This is a genomic window from Actinoallomurus sp. NBC_01490, assembly GCF_036227085.1.
Lineage (GTDB): Bacteria > Actinomycetota > Actinomycetes > Streptosporangiales > Streptosporangiaceae > Actinoallomurus > Actinoallomurus oryzae.
This window is the reverse complement of record NZ_CP109433.1, coordinates 10,668,519-10,684,735: the sequence shown is the minus strand read 5'-3', so window position 1 is coordinate 10,684,735 and position 16,217 is coordinate 10,668,519. Positions and strand designations below refer to the sequence as shown.

Genomic DNA, 16,217 nt, shown 5'->3' with positions numbered 1-16,217 from the left:
CGCCATGCGAAACGCCGGGAATCGCAGGCCCGCACGAGCAGCGCGAACGGCTCGGGAATCGGGCGCGGCCGGCTCGGTGACGGCCTGACCGGAATCCAACGGTCCGGGTGATCCCTCCCCATGCGGGGGCGCCGCGCCGTAGTCTTTCGGTGACAGGCGGGCACCCACGACCCCCGGTGGGGTGAGACGAGTGACGGTACGGATCGGTGCGCTGGTCGCGGGCCGATACCGGGTCGAGCGCCAGATCGGCTCGGGCGGGATGGGCGCCGTCTGGCTCGCCCGCGACGAGCGCCTCGACCGTCCGGTGGCGCTCAAGCGCGCGCACCCGGCCGCCGACGAGCGGCGTCTGCGCGAGCTCTCCCGTGAGGCCCGCATCGTCGGAGGCATCGACCATCCGCGCGTCGTGACCCTCTATGACCTGGTCACCGAGGACGCCGCGACCTGGCTCGTGATGGAGTACGTCCCCTCGCGCGACCTCGCCGACGTCATCGCCTCCGACGGCGTCCTCAGCCCGGAGGCGGTCACGCGGATCGGCCGCCATCTCGCCGACGCGCTCGCCGCCGTGCACGCGCAAGGCATCGTCCACGGCGACGTGAAGCCGGCCAACGTCCTGATCACCGAGTCCGGCGACGCCAAGCTCACCGACTTCGGCGTCTCCCGCGCGCTCTGGGCCGACGAGACGGTCAGCGACAGCGGCCTGTTCCGTGGCACCCCGGCGTACGTCGCCCCGGAGGTCGCCCGCGGCGCGAAGCCCCTTCCCGCGGCCGACGTCTTCTCGCTGGGCGCCACCCTGTTCGCCGCCGCGGAGGGCGAATCACCGCTCGGCGACGGCGGAGGTCCGATGACCGCCGTCTGGCGCTCGGCGTCCGGTCACGTCGCCGCGCCCACCGCGCCGGGAGCGCTGGGCGCCGCCCTGTCGGCGATGCTGCGCCTGGATCCGGACGACCGGCCGGACGCCGCCGAGGCGGGCCGCCTGCTCGAATCCGGCGATGCCGTTCCGCCGCCGCGCCCGGTGAAGCCCCGGCGGGTGGGGCGCGTCGCCGTCGCCGCGGCCGTGGCGACGGTCGTCCTGGCCTCCGCCGCGACCGTGATGATCGTCCGGGCGAGCCGTTCCTCCTCCGCGGACGCACCGGCGCGGTCGGCCGGCCCACCCGCGTCGGGGGTCGGCGATCCCCGTACCGCCGAGCCCTGCGCTCTGGTCGACCCGGCGTCCCTGCGGCGGTTCGGCGGCACCGAGCTGTCCACCGACTACGGCAACTTCAACCGCTGCGACGTGCTCATCCAGCGGGGCGACGACGACCTCGCCGACGTCAAGGTCGAGCTGGAGAACGGCCCCGCGCCCGAGCCGGGCTCACGCGACCGGGTCGAGCGGCGCGGGACGGTCGGCATCATCCGCGAGCCGCTCGGCGACGGTGAGTGCGACGAGGAGCTGACGCTCGCCGACGGGCACGTCGTCGCGGTCGCCGCGCAGCGCACGGGCCCCGGCCCGATCGACCTGTGCGCGGCGGCGACGGTCGCCACCGACCGGGCCGCGGCGGTGTTGGCCCGGGGCGTCATGCCACGGCGCGCCCGGCCTCTGCCGTCCGCGTCGCTGGGCCGCCTGGACGCCTGCGCGCTGCTCACCCGTGCCGCGCTGTCGCGGGTCGGCGCCGGCCGTGCCGACCCGGGCTTCGCCCGCTGGGACTGCCACTGGAAAGGCACCGGCGGCACCGGCGTCCAGCTGCGCTTCGACCGCAACGGCCCGCTGACCGCGGACGACGGCACGCCGGTGCGCCTCGCCGGCCACGCCGCCTTCATCCAGCCCGGCGGCGACGGCCACGGCACGTGCGTGGCCCAGGTGACGCACCGCACCTATACCGACACCGGCGGGCACACGACCGCCGAGATCGTCTTCCTCGTGGTGTCCGGATCGCGATCCGAGAGCCGGCTCTGCGCCGACGCGAAGGCCCTCGCGTCATCCGCCGCTGCCGGCCTGCCCAAGGCGTGAGCGGAGCCGGGATGCCGATGACCGAGCGAATGAGTCGATCGAAGACACGGGTCACACGATGACGGGAGGACACCGGTGAGTCCGCTTCGGCCCATGGACGGCGGCACGAGGTTGCCGGAGAGCCACGGCAGCCTGGCCCGTGGTGTCCCGCCTTCGGCGCCCGGCACGATCTTCACCCTGACCCTCGCCGGAGGCATCGCGCTCGGCTCGGGCGAGGGCCGCGAGGTGATCTTCGGCCGCAACCGGCCCGACGTGCATGTCTGCCTCGGCGAGGACGACCTGCGGGTGAGCCGCCGGCACGGCAGCCTGGTGCACCGCGACCGGCAGTGGTGGCTGCACAACACCGGACGGCTGCCGATCCGGCTCCCCGGCGCGCGCCTGCTGTTCGGGAACGAGGAGCCGGTGCCGCTGGCCGAGGGATACACGCCGCTGTTCGTCCGGGGTTCCAACGAGCGCGAGCACCTGCTCGAGGTGTACGTCGCCGGCGCCGACGGACGGCGGCCCGCCCCCCGCCACGAGGACGTCACCCGGCCGCCCAGGATGTGGGCGCTCGACGAGGACGAACGCCTCGCGCTGATCGTCCTCGGCCAGCGCTACCTGCTGCACGAGCCGCGCCCGCAGCCCCTGTCCTGGCACGTGGCGGCCGCGCAGCTCGCCGAGCTGCGACCGGACGCCGGCTGGACCCGCAAGAAGGTCGAGCACCTCGTCCTCGGGGTCCGCAACCGGCTGTCCGCCGGCGGCGTCGCGGGCCTGACCCGCGCCGAGATCGGCGAGCCGGTCGGCAACGCCCTCAACCACAACCTGATCCGCGAGCTGCTCCTGTCCACCACGCTGGTCCCGCCGGACCTCGCCGTCCTGGACGAACCGCCCGTCAGGGGCGAAGCACGGCCTTGATGACGCCGTCGGCGCGCCGGCCGAAGGCCCGGTAGAGCGCCGGCGCCTCCTCAATCGGCCCGTGGTGGGTGACGACCATGCCCGGGTGGGCCCGGCCGGACAGGATCAGATCCCGGAGCAGCACGGTGTAGCGCCGGTCGTGGGTACGGCCGAACCGCACCGACACGCCCTTGGCGAACAGCGTGGCCCACGGCACCGTGAGCCGGCCGTCGGTATGGCCGCGCGGGGCGGGGGACAGGTCCTTCTCGGCGTACACCCCGATGACGCCCAGGTGCCCGGCCGGATTCACCAGGTGGGCCAGGTCGCTGATCACCTGCGTGGGGTTCTCCTCGCCGGGCCGGAGGCGGTCGCGGGCCTGGAAGCCGACCGCGTCGATGCCGGCGTCCACCCCGCTCAGCGCCTCCTCACCCGGCGGCGGCCCGGAGGCGCGGCGCAGGTCGCGGATCTGCTCGACCGGGTCGCCCGCGCGGAAGTCGACGGGGGTGGCGCCGATCTCGGCCGCCTTGTCCAGCCGCTCGGGCACCTGGTCGACGACGTAGACCTCCTCGGCGCCCTTGAGCAGCGCGCTGTACGCCGAGAGCAGCCCGATGGCGCCCGCGCCGAAGACCGCGACGGACGCCCCGGCGGACACCGACGCCAGCTCGGTCGCGTGCCAGCCGGTCACGAACGCGTCGGGCAGCATCGCGAAGTCGTCCTCGTACACGTCGTCCGGCTCACCGGGCACCGGGACGCAGTTGGCGTCCGCGAAGGGCACGCGCAGCAGCTCCGCCTGCGCGCCCCGGTAGCAGCCCATCCCCGCGTAGCCGTACGCGGCGCCGATCCCGCCGGGACGCACGCGCAGGCACGCCGCGGACAGCCCGCGCGCGCAGTTGACGCACACCCCGCAGTAGAGGTGGGTCGGGATCACCACCCGGTCCCCGCGCCCGACCATCCGTACGGCGTCGCCCACGCTCTCGACCACGCCGAGCGGTTCGTGGCCGAGGACCATGCCGGGCTCGGCGCCCGTACGCCCGTCGTACATGTGCAGATCGGTGCCGCAGATCGCGCTGGAGGTCACCCGGACCAGGGCGTCGGACGGCTCCTCGATCCGGGCGTCCGGCACGTTCTCGACCGCGACCGCACGGGTGCCCCCGAAGACGACCGCCCTCACCGTACGACTCCGGAATCCCCCATGCCTCATCCGTACCCGCACCGGGAACGGGTCAGGCGGCGCGGATCACCGGGACGTCTACCGGGTCCCTTCGGCGAGACGGGCGGCGCGGCCGATGAGGTAGTGGCGTTCGGGCAGGCTCATCGTCAGCCGGGCGGCCGTGCGGTAGTGCTCCGCGGCCTCCGCGCGGTCGCCGCGCATCTCCAGCAGGTGGGCCCGGGTCGCGTGCCACCGGTGGTGGCCGGAGAGCCGGCCGTCGGACTCCAGCGCGTCGAGGAGCGCCAGACCGGCCGCCGGGCCGTCGGCCATGGCCGCCGCCACGGCGCGGTTCAGCGTGACCATCGGGTTGTCCGACATGCGTTCGAGCAGGCCATACAGCGCGAGGATCTGCGGCCAGTCGGTCTCCTCGACCGTGGCCGCCTCGTCGTGGACCGCGTTGATCGCGGCCTGGAGCTGGTACGGGCCGACCGCGCCCCGGGACAGGGCCGCGGTGATGAGCGCGACGCCCTCCGCGATCGCCGCGCCGTCCCATCGGCTCCGGTCCTGTTCGGCGAGGGGCACCAGTTCCCCGGACGGGCCGGTGCGCGCCGGCCGCCGTGCCTCGATCAGCAGCATCAGCGCCAGCAGCCCGGCCACCTCGGTGTCGTCGGGCAGCAGCGCGTGCACCGCCCTGGCCAGCCGGATCGCCTCCCGGGACAGCTCGACGCGGTGCAGGTCGGCACCGGTCGTCCCGGTGTAGCCCTCGTTGAAGATCAGGTAGAGGACGTGCAGCACCGACCGCAGGCGGCCCGGCCACTCCTGCTCCGACGGCATGCGGAACGGCACGCCGGAGGCCCGGATGCGCTGCTTGGCCCGGCTGATCCGCTGCGCCATGGTCGCCTCGGGCACCAGGAAGGCCGCCGCGATCTCGGCGGTCGTCAGCCCGCCGACGGACCGCAACGTGAGCGCGATGGCCGACGCCGGGGTCAACGACGGGTGGCACGCCAGGAACAGCACGGTCAGCGTGTTGTCGCGGTCCGCCGCGTACTCCTCGTCGGCGGCCGGTGCCGACCGGCGGTCGTCCGGCGTCCGCCGGGCCACCAGGTCCTCCCGGCGCCGCCGCGCCTGCTCGCCGCGCACCTGCTCGGTCATGCGGCGTGCGGCGACCTGGATCAGCCACCCTCGCGGGTTGGCGGGCACGCCCTCGGCCGGCCACTGTGTCGCGGCGGCCAGCAGCGCCTCCTGCACGGCGTCCTCGGCGGCCTCGAAGTCGCCGAACCGGCGGGAGAGCACGCCGATGACCTGCGGCGCCAGCGTCCGCAGCAGGTCATCGGCTCCCGTCTCCAGGTCAGAGCTCCTCGGTCGGGGCCGCCATCACCGCTCGGACCTCGATCGGCATGTTCAGCGGCCGGCCGCCCGGGCCGGGCGCGGCCGACACGGCGGCGGCCAGCTCGACCACGCGCTCGGGCGTCTCGCAGTCGACGATCCACCAGCCCGCGAGGAACTCCTTGGTCTCGGGGAACGGCCCGTCACTGACCACCGGCCGGCCACCGTCGCCCGCGCGTACGATCTTGGCCTGGTCGGGCATGGCCAGACCCTGCCCGTCGACGAACTCACCGGACTTGACGAGCTCCTCGTTGGTGCGCCGCATGAAGTCGACATGCGCCGCGACCTCCTCCGCCGACCAGGTGTCGATGCTCGGGAAGTCGGCCTGCGCGGCGCTGAACTGCATCAGCATCATGTACTTCACGGTCTCGTCCTCTCCCTGTCGCGCCGCCTCCCGACGCTCTCACCCACAGGTAGAAGCCGGCCGCGGTTTCTCGACATCCTGGCAGCCCATCGCCGGAGAATTCTTCTGCCGGGCACTCGCCGGCCGCCTCTCGTCCCGTGGGGCCTGGGCCCCGGCCGTCGGACGGTCTCAGGCGTTGGCCTGGGACGGCAGGGGGTCTTCCTCGGAGAAGGTGCCGGTGCGGCGGATGACGTGCCAGCGGAGTCGTGCGCCCAGGACCGCGGTGACCAAGGACTGGATGACGACGAGGTACATCAGCTGACGGTAGACGACCTGCTGGAGCGGGAGTACCCAGAGGGTACGGAGGCGCTCACCGTCGAGGTGCAGGGCGTACACGGAGGCCAGTGCCTGGGCGCCCGCGAACGCCAGCCACGACGCCGTCACGGTGAGGGGGTCAAGGAAGATCAGGCCGTAGCCGGCGAAGATGTCGACCACGGGCGCGAAGAGGGGGAGTACGACCTGGAAGATCGTCAGGTACGGCAGGCAGCGGCGGCCGAACCGGCCCGAGCGGCCACGCTCGACGAGCGATCGCCGGTGCTTCCACATCGACTGCAGGGTGCCGTAGCACCAGCGATACCGCTGCCGCCAGAGCTGCCGGAGTGAGGAGGGCGCCTCGGTCCAGGCGATGGCGTTCTCCTCGTACACCACGCGCCAGCCGGCGCGGCAGATCGCCATGGTCAGGTCGGTGTCCTCGGCGAGCGTGTCGGTGCTCAGGCCGCCGACCGCGGCGAGGGCGCGGCGGCGGAAGGCGCCGATCGCCCCGGGCACGGTGGGCATGCATTCGAGGACGTCGAACATGCGGCGGTCGAGGTTGAAGCCGATGACGTACTCGATGTGCTGCCAGCGGCCGATGAGCCCCTTCCGGTTGGCGACCTTCGTGTTGCCGCTCACCGCTCCGACCGTGGGGTCGGCGAGTTGCCCGACGAGCTTGCCGATCGTGTCCGGCTGGAAGACGGTGTCGCCGTCCACGAGGACGAGGATGTCGTACCGGGCACGGGCGATGCCGGTGTTGAGCGCGGCCGGCTTGCCGCCGTTCGGGCGGCGTACCAGCTCGACATGGGGGAACTCCTGGGCGAGCCGGTGGCCGATGAACGGAGTGTCGTCCGTCGAGCCGTCGTCAACGATGATCACTTCGATCGGTGCCGGGTAGTCGGTCCGCACGAGCGACCGTACGGTGGCGGCGAGGCCGGCCTCCTCGTTGTAGGCGGGAACGACGACCGAGACCGGGGGCGGTGCCGTGCCCGCGGCCAGCCAGGGCTTGGCGCGGCGCCGTCGCTCGCGCCGGGTGCGCCGGACGTGCGTGCGGGCGAAGATCGGCAGTGCCAGCAGCCGCAGGCCGGTGAGTGCGGCCGCCACCGCGAACAGCGCGGCGAACGCGCTCGTCAGCCCGCCGGCGGCCCGCTGACCGTCGACCAGTGCCGCGCCGGTCACCTTCGCGGTGGTCGAGGCGCTCACGTCGGCGGCCGGCAGGTGCGTCGCCGCGCTCAGTGTGGTGAAGCGATAACCCTTCGCGGACAGGTCGGTCAAGAGCGTGTCCAGCGCCCGTACGGTCTGGGCGCGGTCGCCGCCGGCGTCATGCATCATCACGACCGCGCCCGCTCCGTTCCGCGGGGTCGCGGCCTGGACGATGTGCGCGACGCCCGGCCGTTTCCAGTCGTCGGTGTCGCGGTCGGTGCTCACCAGTACGTAGCCCAGCCGCGCGGCCTCCTGCGCGGCGCGGTACTCGGGCGCGGACATGTCGGCGGTCAACGAGGAGTACGGCATGCGGAGCAGCCGCGTGTGGACACCGGCCGCGCCGGCCAGGGCCCGCTGCGTCAGTCCGAGCTCCAGCCGGATCCGCCACGCCGGCGAACCGGCCATGTCGATGTGGGTGTAGGTGTGGGAGCCGATCTCGTTGCCCTCGCGAAGGGCTCTGCGGACGAGGCCGGGGTGATCGGCGGCGCGTGCCCCGACGACGAAGAAGGTGGCGTGGGCCCGGTGACGGCGCAGTACATCGAGGATCTGCGGGGTCCAGCGAGGATCGGGCCCGTCGTCGAAGGTCAGCGCGATGGTGTGCCGGGGCGTCCGGACGCTTTGCGGTCGTCCGCCGGACAGGTTGAGCACGGGGCCGCCGTGGGTCACGGCGGCCGGCGCCGGGCCGGCGCCGGTGTGGTCGTGCCCGGATGACTCTCCCACCGCGCCGTGGGCGTATCCCTGCAGGAGCAGCCCGGCGGCCAGGATGAATCCGCAGAGGATGAGAAGGATCCAGTGCCCCCGCGGATCGCGGCGCCGGCTTCGGCCGGCCATCAGGGCTTCCGGGGGTTCGGGCTCTTCGTGCGGCCGTACGCGTGGCCCTGCCCGGGCTGGGCCGACGACGCGGCGGCCGGTGCGGTGGACCGCGCCGTGGTGGGAGTGCTGCCGGGCGAGTGCGCGCCTTGGCTTCGCGCGGTGGCGCTCGGCGTGGGCCGGTCGTCCGGCCGCGGGGTGTCCGGCCGAGCCGCGATCCGGCCATGACGGGGAGGTGCGGCGCGGTGTGAGGGCTTGGGACCAGGCCACGGAGCCATGGGGGCGTCGGCGCCGCTGACCAGCCCGAAGGCGACGACCGCGAGGTAGGCGGCGAGTAGACATCCGACGGCGATGCCGACGTTACGGGCAAGCCGCCGGCGCCTGCCCGTCCGGTCGACGAAGACCGGCTCCGGCTCCAGCACCTGCGTCACCGCAGGCCGGTTCTGTCCCATTTAATCCCAATGCTCACAGTTATCCCGATGTCAACACCTTCTCAGCGTCACAGCGCCCTATGGCGTTACACTCCGAGGCGCTCGTGTGGGTCGGCCGCCCCCAGCTCGGCCCGGGTGAGGGTGCCCCTGACCATGCCGGGCCTGGGTGAGGGTGCGCCTCACCATGCCGGGCCTGGGTGAGGGTGCCCCTGACCATGCCGGGCCTGGGTGAGGGTGCGCCTCACCATGCCGGGCCTGGGTGAGGGTGCCCCTGACCATGCCGGGCCTGGGTGAGGGTGCCCCTGACCATGCCGGGCCTGGGTGAGGGTGCCCCTGACCATGCCGGGCCCGGGTGAGGGGGTCCCTCACCATGCCAGGCGCCGGTCCGCCCGGGACGGCCATCTCTCGTCACAGACGGCGCGGTCGCCGTCCGCCCGCGCTGGGCGGACCTGCTCGTCGCCCGCCCCTGGGCGGATGATCTTCGCGACTCCGAGCCGGACGCCCCGGTGGCCGCCGGGGCGTCCGTCGCCGCTGGTCTGTGCTTCCCGGCCTGCGCCGCCATCGCGACGTACGGGATCAACCTGATCGTGCCCCGGTTTCACTGACCGGCACACCGGCGTCGCCGAGGAGAGCGCAGGTCAGTCCTTGCCTGTGCCGGCCTTCCGCGCCGGAGACGAGCCAGGAGTGCCGCACGGCCACGAGACGCCCGAACGGCGCAGCGGTCCGTGCACGGGCCGTCGAATCCTCGGCGGCGTAAGGCGGCTCCGCGGAACTGCTCGGCCTAGCCGAGGTACGGCCCGAGCAGGGCCAGGTCGGCGGGGGACAGGCGGTCCCGCGCGGTGGCGGCCTGGTGCCAGTACGGGTAGATCAGCGGCAGCGCGCTGACCTCGTCGATCCGGGCGCGCTCCTCCTCGCCGAGCGTCAGGTCCGCTGCGGCGAGGTTGTCGGCGAGCTGCTCACTCGTACGCGCGCCGATGACCAGTGACGTCACGGCGGGGCGGCCGAGCACGTACGCCAGCGCGACCTGGGCGGCGGACACGCCGTGCCCCTCGGCGATGTCGACGAGCACCTCGACCGTGTCGTACAGCTTGTCCTCGTCACGGACCGGCGGCTCGTTCCATTCGGTGAGCAGCCGGGACCCCTCCGGCGCCGTACGGCCGCGCCGGTACTTGCCCGACATCAGGCCACCGGCGAGCGGGCTCCACACGAGGACGCCCAGCCCCTGGTCGATCGCGGCCGGGATCAGCTCGTACTCCGCCTCGCGCGCCTGCGGCGAGTAGAAGATCTGCTGGCTGACGAACCGCTGGTAGCCCAGGCGGTCCGCGGTGCCGAGCGCCTTCATCAGCTGCCAGCCGGTGTAGTTGGACGCGCCGACGTACCGCACCTTGCCGGAGCGGACCAGTGAGTCCAGCGCCTCCAGGGTCTCCTCGAGCGGGGTGACGCCGTCCCACTCGTGCACCTGGTACAGGTCGATGCGGTCCGTGCCGAGCCTCCGCAGGCTGGCCTCGCAGCCGGCCACGATGTGGTGGCGGGACAGGCCCGCGTCGTTGGGGCCGGGCCCCATCGACATCCGGACCTTGGTGGCGAGCAGCACGTCGTCCCGGCGCCCCTTGATCGCCTCGCCGACGATCTCCTCCGAGCGGCCGGACGAGTACACGTCGGCCGTGTCGATCATGTTGACACCGGCCTCGAGGCACATGTCGATCTGCCGCCGCGCCTCGTCGACGTCCGTGTCACCCACGTTGGCGAAGTTCCCCTGACCGCCGAAGGTCATGGTGCCCATGGTCAGCGCCGACACTTTCAGGCCCGAACGTCCCAACTGTCGATATTCCATGTTCTTGATCCTAGACACGGGCCTTCCGGCCCTTCGTGAGCCGTGGGCCGTCTGGCATCGTGGGGGCGTAGCCGAGCATGAGGAGTTCTCATGATCTTCATCACCGCCAAGTTTCGAGTTCGGCCCGAGGACGCCGATCGGTGGCCGGAGATCGCTCGTGAGTTCACCGAGGCGACCCGTGCCGAGCCCGGCTGCCTGTGGTTCGACTGGTCGCGCAGCCTGGACGACCCGAACGAGTACGTCCTCGTCGAGGCGTTCCGCGACGGCGAGGCCGGCGCGGCCCACGTCCAGTCCGACCACTTCAAGACGGCGCAGCAAACGCTTCCGCCGCACCTTTCCGAGACCCCGCGCATCGTGAACACCACGGTGCCCCAGGACGACTGGTCCGAACTGGGAGAGATGGCCGTCCCAGGCTGACCAGCGCCTGGCATGGTGAGGGGCACTTTCGTCCGGGCCCGGGATGGTGAGGGGCATTTTCACCCGGGCTTGGGATGGTGATGGGGCCCTCGTCTGAGTTTGGGATGGTGAGGGGCACCCTCGTCCGGGTTTGGGATGGTGAGGGGCACCCTCACCCGGGCCTGGCATGGTGAGGGGCATTCTCACCTGGTCCGAGTTGGGAGAGTGGCCGCTCCGAGGTAACCGGTGCGTGGCATGGTGAGGAGCACCCTCACAGCCGCGAGGGCGCCATCTCGCTGCTGCCTCCGTGGCCTCCGTGCTGGTCGGCTCGTGTTCAGGTGAGTAGATGGCGGGTGAGGAACGCGTTGGTGAACTTGCCGGTCGGGTCGAAGCGGTGCCTGAGCGCCTGGAAGTCGGGCAGCCGCGGGTAGGCCGCGCGCAGCGCCTCGGGTGCGATGGTGAACAGCTTGCCCCAGTGCGGCCTGGGCTCGTACGGCGCGAGGCACTCCTCCAGGGCGGCGAGCACCGGCAGCACACCGTCCAGGTCCTTCACCCAGGTGAAGTGGATGCCGACCGAGTCGCGCCCGTACGCGGTGCTGAGCCACAGGTCGTCCGCCGCGATGGTGCGGATCTCGGAGATCTGGAGTACCGGGGCCACCCGGTCGCGGATCGCGTCCACCGCCCGCAGGGCCTCGACGGCACGCGTGCGGGGCACGAGGTACTCCGACTGGAGTTCGACACCGCTGCTCGGCGTGAACTCCGGCCGAAAGTGCGGCAGCCGCGCGAACCAGGGGCCCGGCACGCCGAGTTGCTCGGTGCACGGCGCGGCGGAGATGCCGGGCACCGGGTGCCGGGGCTCGCCGGCCGGCCGCGCCGTGAACCAGTCCCCGGGCGGGCTCGTGTCCTGGTCGGTGCGGCGCTTGATCCACACCTGGTCGATCGCCGGGCCGCGCCAGCCCGTGAAGAGACTGACGCTGTACGCGCTGGAGAAGACGTCGTCGAAGTGGTCCTCCAGCGTCGCGAACGGCAGGTCCTCGTAGACGTACTGGCGCATGTCGAAGGCGGGCACGATGTCCAGCGTCACCGTCACCACGACGCCGAGCGCGCCCAGCCCGACGACCGCGCCCTCGAACCCCTCGTCGCCGCGCCGCAGCGTGACCGGGTCACCGTCGGCGGTGACGATCTCCATCCCGGCCACGGCGGCGCTGAGGTTCCGGTTGCCGTCGCCGGAGCCATGGGTGGCCGTGGCGATCGAACCGGCCACCGAGATGTGCGGGAGCGAGGCCAGGTTGCCCAGCGCGTACCCCGCCTCGTGCAGCCGCCGGCCGAGCTCCGCGTACCGCAGGCTCGCCCCGACCCGGACCGTACGGGCGGCGTCGTCGATCTCGAAGACCCCGGGCAGGGCGGACGGCGACAGCAGCACTCCGGAGGTGTCGGCGATGTCGTTGAAGGAGTGCCCGCTGCCGAGCGTCCGGACCGTGGAGCTTCTCGCCACCAGCGCCCGTAGCTCGTCGAGCGAGCCGGGCCGCTCCACCCGCTCCGCCTGGAAGGTGACGCTCCCCGCCCAGTTGGTCAGTCCACCGGACACCGACATCCCCGCCCTTCATTCGCTTCCAGGGGCAAGGTATCGGTGACCGGGCGACCGACCATCGTCCCGTACGACTCAGCGACCGACGCCGCCACCCGCGAACCGCGCCGTCAAGGCGGCGACCTCCTGCCGGGAAACCGGCGACCTCGACGCACGCCTCGTCGTTGACTCCACCGCTGGCAGAACTCTTACGCCACTGCACCGTCATCCGCTTGCCTCCAATCGCCGTTCGATCAGGACACGCGAGCATCACCCGACGTGGCCTTCTACCCGATCAGGTGGAAGCCCAGTCGGAACTCGTCGACTGGGCCTGGGCGGCCCCGAATCGCGTCATCAGGTCGGTGACCTCCTGGCGAGAAACCGGCGCGACCTCGACACACGCCTCGTCGTCGACTCCTCCGCTGGCAGAGCTCTTGCGCCACTGCGTCGTCACTCGATGGCCTCCAATCGCCGTTCGACCAGGGCTCTTGAGGCGTCGTCGGACGCTGCCTTCTGTCCGATCAAGTCGAAGTCCAGCCGAAAGTCGTCGACCTCGCTGCACATCTCAATCAGCCGACCGCCTCGCCGTGCACCAGCGTAGGCAATATCGCGGGAATCGACAGTAATGACACGGAAAGGACCATCTTTCCCGACATGGGCGCCTGCCGACTGTGGGACGATCCGGACGGAGATGCGCGGGTGTGCCATCAACTCCAGCAGGTGACGGAGTTGAGACTGCATGATCTCGACACTGCCGATGCGGTCATCCAACACGCTCTCATCGAGCAGCAACCAGACGTATGGCGGATCTGGCCGGTCCAGGATTGCGGCCTGCCGTGCCATCCTGGCCTTGAGAGTTGCTTCGATGTCCTTGACGTCGCTGCTCGCCCGCAACAGCGCCCGCGCGTACTCTTCGGTCTGGAACGGTGGGGGGACATACTGCCCCTGGTAGATCTTGAGCAGCCGGGCGACGGACTCGTACGCGGCCACCGACTGGGCCCAGTCGGGGTTGTGACCGTTTCGGGCGTACCAGAGCAGCAGTTGGAAGAGGCCACCGGTTCGGAAGTGCTTGTCGATGATCTTCGCTTGTCGTTCGTCGATCTTCCTCCGGCCGGCCTCGATGTTGGCGACGGACGACGGCGCGGCACTGGCGATCTTGCCCCACTGCGCCTGCGACAGACCGTTCTTCTCGCGCTCCCACCTGAGCAGATGGGCGAGCATGTGCCACAGAGAGATCTTGGGATTGAGCGGCTCTCGCACGATCGGCATTTCTCTTCCCCGTATGTCCAGCTGACCGGTCGATACGGAGGGTAGAAAACGCGGATATGACATGTAAGTGATTTGTGAAAATTTCTAGAGACCAGCGAGATGGTGGAATGGAAAGTGCCGCTCAATGAAAGTGTAAGGCGCGATGATGCGGCAGTAAGCTGCCAAGACGGCCAAATTATATCGACGCGGACGAGACGGGCGATCTCGATATGACCGGATCACCTGGTATCTCCACTTTAAGGAGGTAGTACTGCAGGTAAGTGAGCCTGGGGACACGCTCTACGTCATCGCGGCCTCCCTCACGACTCACCGAAAGACGATGAACGCCCGGCAGTGTGTCGATGGCGCGGCGCCGGTCGTACGGCGCTGATGGTTCGATCACGGGCGTGGGGGAAGCGGCCTCTCATGGACATCCTTAACAAGCTGGAGGACGCGGAAGTCCTCGATCGCGTCGTGGAGCCGACGCAGAAGGTGGCGCGGCGGCTGCCTCGCGGGCCCGTGCGTGACACTCTGCACGGCACCTGGCTGGGGCATCCCGTTCACCCGATGCTCGTCCAGGCCTCCGTCGGGGCCTGGCTGTCCGCCGGGGTGCTCGACCTGTGGCGCGGCGGTGACGACGCGGCCCGGCGGCTGGCCGCGTTCGGGCTGCTGATCTCGGCGCCCGCCGTGCTGGCGGGTACGGCCGACTGGTCCGAGCAGCACGAACAGCAGATGCGGGTCGGTGTCGTGCACGCGCTGGCGAACGGCACCGCGATCGGGCTGTACGGCGCGTCGCTGCTCGCTCGTACGCCCGCGCGTCGCAGGGCGCTGCGGTACGCGGGTCTCGGTGTGGCGAGCATCGGGGCGCTGCTCGGCGGGCGCCTGTCGTTCCGCCAGGCCGGAGGGGTCAATCACGCCGAGCCGGTGCCGCACCTGGTGGAGCCCGGCTGGCACGACCTCGGCACGTTGAACGATCTACCCGACGGGCGGCCGGTGCGCAGGATGCTCGGCGAGGTGCCGCTGCTGGTGCTGCGGCGGGGCGAGGACGCCGACGTGCTGGCCGACCGGTGCAGTCACCTGTCCGGGCCGCTGTCCGACGGCGAGATCAGCGACGGATGCGTCACGTGCCCCTGGCACGGCAGCGTGTTCCGGCTGTCCGACGGCTCGGTCGCCCGTGGCCCGGCCACCGCGCCGCAGCCGGTGTTCGAGACGGAGGTACGGGACGGCGTGCTCCGGGTGCGCCTGCCCGGTGCGGGCTGATCGCAAGGCCCCTGGTCGATCAGCCCTCGGCCGACTGCTGCAGCTTGGCGTAGGCGAGCTGCAGCCAGTCCGCCGCCGCCACCGCGGTGACCGTCGCGCCGGCGAAGCGGATCGTGCGCGGTGTGAAGAGCACAATGGCGGCGAGTTCCCTCGCAGAGCCCACCGCCAATCGCCATGCTCCCTGATTTCGTTAAAGCGGCCACCTGAAGCTTGGGCTCTCCGCACTATGAGTCTGAGAGTGACACTCCGCTTGTCTGTGGACCGCTTTTGGCGATCCGTGCGGCGCGAACGGCAAGGCTGCCTATGACGCCATCGCCCAAGTACACCGTGGACGGCGCAGGGCCGACGACGACTGAACTCGTGCGCCTGTCAGTGTGAGTGGTTCGCGGCCGATGTGGCGCGCACGGTCGCTGCTCAGGGCGGCGATGACGAGGCGTTCGAAGCCGCCTCATGGGCGTCTGTAGCACCTGATGATGGCGCTACACCGGCACACGTGGCGCGCTGGCCGTTTATGTGGACCAAGACCGCTGAAGCGATCAGCGAATCACTAGTACGATTTTGCTGCCGGACTTTAGGCGCATGACACTAGCCATAAGCAATGATCGCTCGGACAGCTGAAACAAAGCGACGTACGCTTGCCGTGGACAGCGAGCCGGCTGGTAACTCGACCACGAACGCACTGTTCGGAACGGTCATGTTCTCCCAGCGAGTGGCGCTACCTGGATGGACGGTCAACGAACGCTCGGGCAGCCCCACCTGGCGAGCGAAACGCCGCTCGGTAGCCTTCGGCCCCTGGGAGGTGTCGATCACGGCCATAGGCTGATGGAACCAGATCCCTACGGTCGGCCTGACTCTATGAATCAGCGCAGCGGCCAAACGGGTCTCCGGCTCCGATAGTGGTCCTTTACCTGCGAACTCAGCCGATCCTGGCGGCCCGAGAGGACGCCACCCGGCGGGAAAGTTCCGATTGAGATCAACGCCGTGGGCGTTGCCTCGCGTCCGAGCCGCCATCCCATCCGGGTTCAGTTCCGGAATCACCCATAGGTCGGCGTTGGCCGGAGTGGGGCCGGCCGCCAGAGCACGGGCGACTGCGACGCCCGCCGATTCATCTCCGTGGATGCACCCGACGACCAGCACCCTCCGCGGGCTGGCCGGATCGCCGAGTTCGTTGGCGACGACGAGGCGTCCGCCGACCGACCTTCCAAGCGGTATGGCACGTCGGACCTTCGGGGACCGTGGGGTGGCGCCATGAACAGAAGGCCGTTCCTGTGGCTTGCCGGCGCCACCGGACGCAACACACGCCGCCATTGGCGACAGCGCCAGTGCGAGAGCCAGCGGCCAGACTGCGTAATCCGGCGAGGTCGCGGGCGGAGCGCCATCCCATCCATCGGCCACAATAATGACAGTACCCAGAAGG

The 16,217-nt window shown here is 71.2% G+C and carries 15 protein-coding genes and 2 pseudogenes; 4 read left to right on the top strand and 13 right to left on the bottom strand.

Translation table 11 applies throughout. The annotated features are described in order from the left end of the window. Positions 1 to 190 precede the first annotated feature (190 nt). Together OG417_RS49220 and OG417_RS49215 are read left to right on the top strand one after the other, a co-directional pair. Positions 191 to 1,987, top strand: a complete 1,797-nt coding sequence (locus OG417_RS49220) for a serine/threonine-protein kinase (protein WP_329245211.1) — start codon at positions 191 to 193, stop codon at positions 1,985 to 1,987. Between the two features lie 75 nt (positions 1,988 to 2,062). Beyond that, positions 2,063 to 2,881: an FHA domain-containing protein gene (locus OG417_RS49215; RefSeq protein WP_329245208.1), complete on the top strand. Its 819-nt coding sequence runs from the start codon at positions 2,063 to 2,065 to the stop codon at positions 2,879 to 2,881. On the opposite strand, the gene OG417_RS49210 is transcribed toward OG417_RS49215, so the two are convergent. The 6 genes from OG417_RS49210 to OG417_RS49185 all read right to left on the bottom strand — a co-directional run bounded on the left by OG417_RS49210 (position 2,859) and on the right by OG417_RS49185 (position 10,329). After that, positions 2,859 to 4,031 carry a glutathione-independent formaldehyde dehydrogenase gene (locus OG417_RS49210; protein ID WP_329245205.1) on the bottom strand — a complete coding sequence of 391 codons (1,173 nt, stop codon included), beginning with the start codon at positions 4,029 to 4,031 and terminating at the stop codon, positions 2,859 to 2,861. The two genes, OG417_RS49215 and OG417_RS49210, sit on opposite strands and share 23 nt — an antisense overlap. 78 nt (positions 4,032 to 4,109) lie before the next feature. Continuing rightward, positions 4,110 to 5,333 (bottom strand): RNA polymerase sigma factor, encoded by a 1,224-nt coding sequence (locus OG417_RS49205; RefSeq protein ID WP_442875792.1) that lies wholly within the window; start codon positions 5,331 to 5,333, stop codon positions 4,110 to 4,112. Positions 5,334 to 5,358: 25 nt separating this feature from the next. Then, on the bottom strand, positions 5,359 to 5,751 hold the full coding sequence (locus OG417_RS49200; RefSeq protein ID WP_329263073.1) for a YciI family protein: 393 nt from the start codon (positions 5,749 to 5,751) through the stop codon (positions 5,359 to 5,361). Between the two features lie 177 nt (positions 5,752 to 5,928). Next, complete coding sequence (locus OG417_RS49195; protein ID WP_329245203.1) at positions 5,929 to 8,085, bottom strand: bifunctional polysaccharide deacetylase/glycosyltransferase family 2 protein; 2,157 nt, start codon at positions 8,083 to 8,085, stop codon at positions 5,929 to 5,931. After that, positions 8,085 to 8,516 (bottom strand): hypothetical protein, encoded by a 432-nt coding sequence (locus OG417_RS49190; RefSeq protein ID WP_329245201.1) that lies wholly within the window; start codon positions 8,514 to 8,516, stop codon positions 8,085 to 8,087. The genes OG417_RS49195 and OG417_RS49190 overlap by 1 nt, the downstream gene beginning before the upstream one ends. Positions 8,517 to 9,276: 760 nt before the next feature. Further along, the gene (locus tag OG417_RS49185; protein WP_329245199.1) at positions 9,277 to 10,329 is read right to left on the bottom strand and encodes an aldo/keto reductase; all 1,053 of its coding nucleotides are present in this window, start codon (positions 10,327 to 10,329) and stop codon (positions 9,277 to 9,279) included. A gap of 90 nt (positions 10,330 to 10,419) precedes the next feature. On the opposite strand from OG417_RS49185, the gene OG417_RS49180 reads away from it, so the two are divergent. Continuing rightward, positions 10,420 to 10,746 (top strand): putative quinol monooxygenase, encoded by a 327-nt coding sequence (locus OG417_RS49180; protein ID WP_329245196.1) that lies wholly within the window; start codon positions 10,420 to 10,422, stop codon positions 10,744 to 10,746. Between the two features lie 313 nt (positions 10,747 to 11,059). Here OG417_RS49180 and OG417_RS49175 read toward each other — a convergent pair whose 3' ends face one another. From OG417_RS49175 to OG417_RS49170, 4 genes and pseudogenes are all read right to left on the bottom strand, one after another. After that, positions 11,060 to 12,319, bottom strand: a complete 1,260-nt coding sequence (locus OG417_RS49175; protein ID WP_329245194.1) for a D-arabinono-1,4-lactone oxidase — start codon at positions 12,317 to 12,319, stop codon at positions 11,060 to 11,062. Positions 12,320 to 12,440: 121 nt separating this feature from the next. Continuing rightward, positions 12,441 to 12,521: pseudogene (locus tag OG417_RS54725) on the bottom strand (DUF397 domain-containing protein); the annotation flags it as partial. A 66-nt stretch (positions 12,522 to 12,587) separates the two neighbouring features. Then, the gene (locus OG417_RS54720) at positions 12,588 to 12,746 is read right to left on the bottom strand and encodes a DUF397 domain-containing protein (protein ID WP_442875628.1); all 159 of its coding nucleotides are present in this window, start codon (positions 12,744 to 12,746) and stop codon (positions 12,588 to 12,590) included. Beyond that, entirely contained in the window at positions 12,743 to 13,561 is an 819-nt protein-coding gene (locus tag OG417_RS49170) for a helix-turn-helix domain-containing protein (protein ID WP_329245191.1), read from the bottom strand. The genes OG417_RS54720 and OG417_RS49170 overlap by 4 nt, the downstream gene beginning before the upstream one ends. 405 nt (positions 13,562 to 13,966) lie before the next feature. Here OG417_RS49170 and OG417_RS49165 point away from each other — a divergent pair, with 405 nt between their 5' ends. After that, positions 13,967 to 14,800 carry a Rieske (2Fe-2S) protein gene (locus OG417_RS49165; RefSeq protein WP_329245188.1) on the top strand — a complete coding sequence of 278 codons (834 nt, stop codon included), beginning with the start codon at positions 13,967 to 13,969 and terminating at the stop codon, positions 14,798 to 14,800. A gap of 19 nt (positions 14,801 to 14,819) precedes the next feature. Here the strand turns inward: OG417_RS49165 and OG417_RS49160 are convergent, their stop codons facing one another. From OG417_RS49160 to OG417_RS54715, 3 genes and pseudogenes are all read right to left on the bottom strand, one after another. Next, positions 14,820 to 14,963, bottom strand: coding sequence for a hypothetical protein (locus tag OG417_RS49160; protein WP_329245185.1), 144 nt, complete (start codon positions 14,961 to 14,963; stop codon positions 14,820 to 14,822). Between the two features lie 422 nt (positions 14,964 to 15,385). Next, the gene (locus tag OG417_RS49155) at positions 15,386 to 15,616 is read right to left on the bottom strand and encodes a hypothetical protein (RefSeq protein ID WP_329245182.1); all 231 of its coding nucleotides are present in this window, start codon (positions 15,614 to 15,616) and stop codon (positions 15,386 to 15,388) included. A gap of 15 nt (positions 15,617 to 15,631) precedes the next feature. Continuing rightward, positions 15,632 to 16,108 (bottom strand): annotated as a pseudogene (locus OG417_RS54715) (M14 family zinc carboxypeptidase); the annotation flags it as partial. Positions 16,109 to 16,217: the final 109 nt, after the last annotated feature.

Coding starts and splice junctions, on each gene's coding strand:
- OG417_RS49195 (WP_329245203.1), bottom strand. CDS start 8,085: ATGGCCGGCCGAAGCCGGCGCCGCGATCCGCGGGGGCACTGGATCCTT.
- OG417_RS49175 (WP_329245194.1), bottom strand. CDS start 12,319: ATGTCGGTGTCCGGTGGACTGACCAACTGGGCGGGGAGCGTCACCTTC.
- OG417_RS49165 (WP_329245188.1), top strand. CDS start 13,967: ATGGACATCCTTAACAAGCTGGAGGACGCGGAAGTCCTCGATCGCGTC.
- OG417_RS49200 (WP_329263073.1), bottom strand. CDS start 5,751: ATGATGCTGATGCAGTTCAGCGCCGCGCAGGCCGACTTCCCGAGCATC.
- OG417_RS49180 (WP_329245196.1), top strand. CDS start 10,420: ATGATCTTCATCACCGCCAAGTTTCGAGTTCGGCCCGAGGACGCCGAT.
- OG417_RS49190 (WP_329245201.1), bottom strand. CDS start 8,516: ATGGGACAGAACCGGCCTGCGGTGACGCAGGTGCTGGAGCCGGAGCCG.
- OG417_RS49155 (WP_329245182.1), bottom strand. CDS start 15,616: ATGGCCGTGATCGACACCTCCCAGGGGCCGAAGGCTACCGAGCGGCGT.
- OG417_RS49170 (WP_329245191.1), bottom strand. CDS start 13,561: ATGCCGATCGTGCGAGAGCCGCTCAATCCCAAGATCTCTCTGTGGCAC.
- OG417_RS49185 (WP_329245199.1), bottom strand. CDS start 10,329: ATGGAATATCGACAGTTGGGACGTTCGGGCCTGAAAGTGTCGGCGCTG.